General features: G+C 63.1%; 2 protein-coding genes. One reads left to right on the top strand and one right to left on the bottom strand.

Features of this window, described 5'->3' with window-relative positions; genetic code table 11:
* The first annotated feature begins 135 nt into the window (after nt 1-135).
* Nucleotides 136-573: a hypothetical protein gene (locus tag AC5ZGW_RS46080; protein WP_130231902.1), complete on the top strand. Its 438-nt coding sequence runs from the start codon at nt 136-138 to the stop codon at nt 571-573.
* Here the strand turns inward: AC5ZGW_RS46080 and tnpC are convergent.
* Nucleotides 574-1,819, bottom strand: a 1,246-nt coding sequence (tnpC, locus tag AC5ZGW_RS46075) for an IS66 family transposase (RefSeq protein ID WP_130231904.1), incomplete at its 5' end; no start/stop codon positions are given.

Below are 1,819 nucleotides of genomic sequence, written 5' to 3'. Positions count from 1 at the left end.
GTGAGCGTCACGAGAGGATCGCCGTGCCCGGCCTTGACTTGCGCGGAATGCTTTGGATTGCCCGATCGGGGTGATTGACGCTGCCGCTGGGCGATGATTGGGTGCTCCCCTCTGAAGGGGGCGACGGGGATCAGAATGACCAGCGAGTCGCATCTGCGCGAGAAGCTTCGGAAGATCGAGGCGTTGTTCGCGGGTGCAGGAACTGCTGGTGAGCGCTTGGCGGCGGAAGCCGCACTGCAGCGGGTGCGTGCCCGGGTCGAGGAGCTCGCTCGCCACGATCCACCGATCGAGCAGCAATTCTCACTTCCCGACCAATGGTCGCGGCAGCTGTTTCTGGCGCTTTGCCGTCGATACGGGCTGCGGCCGTTTCGTTACCACCGCCAGCGACGCAACACGGTGATGATCCGCGCGTCACGGGGCTTCGTTGACAAGATCCTGCTGCCGGAGTTCACCGAGCTGCAGAGGGCGCTGCAAGTCTATCTGCACGAGGTGACGCTGCGCGTGATCCGCGAAGAGATCTATGACGACACCAGCGACGCGCAGGAAGTTCCCGACGCCCTGCCGTCAAATTGATCAGGCGGCGAGCTTTGTCTCCAGACCATCGCGCTCGGCCTTCCATGTCCACGGCAGCAATGTGTGCAGCTGATTGATCTTGGTGCGTCCGGAGACGATGCGCTCGAGAACGTCGGTCAGATAATGCCGCGGGTCGACGTCTTGCAGCTTGGCCGAGTTGATGATCGACGCGAGAATGGCCCAGGTCTCGGCGCCGCCTTCACTGCCCGCAAACAAATAGTTCTTCTTTCCTAACCCTATCGGCTTGATGGTGCGTTCGACCGTATTGTTGTCGATCTCGATGCGCCCGTCATCGATGAAGCGCGTCAGGCCTTCCCAATGGTTGAGGGTGTAGCGAATCGCCTTGCCAAGGCCAGACTTCTTCGAGACTTCCAGCAGTCGTGCCTCAAGCCACGGCTTGAGGTGCTCGATCAGCGGCCTGGTTTCGGTTTGCCGAACCGCAGACCGCTGCGCCGCCGGCAGACCACGGATACGGTCTTCGATGGCATAGAACATCGCAATCCGTTGCAGCGCTTCCGCGGCAATCGGCGACTTCGTCGCGACGTGAACGTCCCAGAACTTCCGCCGCGCATGCGCGAAGCAGAATGCGAGTTGCACCAGACGGCCGCCGTTCTTGATCAGACCCTTGTAGGCGGCATAGCCGTCGACCTGCAGGATGCCCTGGTAGTCTCCGAACAGCTGTTTGGCGCGGATCGCCTTGCGATCCTCGGCAAATACGTAGACCACCGCCGGCGGTGCCGGGCCGCCCCATGGCCGGTCATCGGTGGCGATCGCCCAGAACTGGCAGACTTTGGTCCTGCCACGGCCGGGATCGAGAACCGGCAGCGGCGTCTCATCGGCAAACAGCCGCGGGTAGGAGATCACTGTGTCGCGCAACAGCGCGTGAAGCGGCCTCAGCCACCAGGCGACGCGGCCCATCCACGAAGCCAGCGTCTGACGGTCGAGCGCGACGCCCTGCGCGGCAAACATCTGTTCCTGCCGATACAGCGGCAGCTGGTAACCGTATTTCATCACCGCGATGTGGGCCAGCAAGGCTTCCGTCACCATCCCGCCCTCGACTGCCTGGGCCGGCGCGGCCGCCTGCAGCACACCCTGGCGGCATCCCCGGCAACCATAGCGCGGACGCACGATGCGCTTGACCCGGTATTGCATCGGAACGACGTCGAAGGCTTCCTTGACGGTCTCCCCGATCTTGTGCAGCCGCTCGCCGCAGCAGGGGCAGATATGGCTCTCGATATCGATCACG

The organism is Bradyrhizobium sp. Crot121 (assembly GCF_059512385.1).
This window is presented reverse-complemented; position numbering and strand designations above follow the sequence as displayed.

Excerpts from the sequence above, each read along its gene's own strand:
- AC5ZGW_RS46080 (WP_130231902.1), top strand. The coding sequence starts at position 136 with ATGACCAGCGAGTCGCATCTGCGCGAGAAGCTTCGGAAGATCGAGGCG.